The sequence below is a fragment of the Sphingomonas plantiphila genome (assembly GCF_046000505.1).
Lineage (GTDB): Bacteria > Pseudomonadota > Alphaproteobacteria > Sphingomonadales > Sphingomonadaceae > Sphingomonas > Sphingomonas plantiphila.
Genome location: NZ_JBELQC010000009.1, coordinates 282 through 519, shown reverse-complemented (window position 1 = coordinate 519; position 238 = coordinate 282). Strand labels below are relative to the sequence as shown.

Here is a 238-nt window from a genome sequence, read left to right as displayed (position 1 = left end):
TCGGGGCCACTCTGGGCACGCTGGTGGCGGCGCGGGTGTCGAGTGCGAGCGGTGTGGCGACCGCCGGAGCGATCCGGGCGAACTCGCCGATGGTCGGTGGTTCCTCGCTGGGACCGGACGGACCCGACATCATCGTGACCGGCCGGCCGTGGACGACGATGGACGAGATCGCCTACCGGGTCAGCCAGGTGGTCAGCTTCGCCGAGAGCCTGCCGCAGCGGGCCGATGCGGCGGTCAA

At 71.8% G+C, this 238-nt stretch carries 1 protein-coding gene; it reads left to right on the top strand.

The window, feature by feature from the left end; translation table 11 throughout:
* A partial coding sequence (locus tag ABS767_RS17580; RefSeq protein WP_408080785.1) for a hypothetical protein occupies nucleotides 1-238 on the top strand: 238 nt, incomplete at both ends.